The sequence below is a fragment of the Streptococcus sp. HMSC065C01 genome, assembly GCF_001813525.1.
Lineage (GTDB): Bacteria > Bacillota > Bacilli > Lactobacillales > Streptococcaceae > Streptococcus > Streptococcus parasanguinis_V.
Genome location: NZ_KV812853.1, coordinates 11,751 through 12,205, shown reverse-complemented (window position 1 = coordinate 12,205; position 455 = coordinate 11,751). Strand labels below are relative to the sequence as shown.

At 38.2% G+C, this 455-nt stretch carries 1 protein-coding gene; it reads right to left on the bottom strand.

Annotation, left to right across the window (positions count from 1 at the left end; all coding sequences use genetic code 11):
• The coding region (locus HMPREF2918_RS11625) for an SspB-related isopeptide-forming adhesin (protein WP_256263190.1) at nt 1-455 on the bottom strand (455 nt) is incomplete at both ends.

Here is a 455-nt window from a genome sequence, read left to right as displayed (position 1 = left end):
TCCAATTTCTTAGTGAAGTTGAATTCTACTGAGATTGGAACACTGTTGACACGTTTTTCAGTTGGTTTGTTTGGTTTTTCAACAGTCTTGCTTACTGGGTTGTAGTAGTTAACGACTTGTGCTGCCTTGTTTTCGATATCTGCACCAGCTACAACATCGTCTTTCACTGTTGCTGGGATATCAAATTTATAGTAGCGTCCAAATTCGAACTTAGTCGTATCAATGATTTGAGTATTTTCAGCGTCGCCAAGTGACTTCGTGAAGCCATCTTTCAGGTTCGCTGTCAGAACACCATTGTTATCAGAGATATCGAATTTAGTCGTAACGTCTGCACCAGTAACTGAATCGTAAACCTTGATATCTGAAGCATTAACAGTCAATTTATCCTTGTCGTAGTTATCTGTGATTCCTACTGTTTGGATATTTTCTTTGTTAGTTGCTGAGAATTTAGTTGT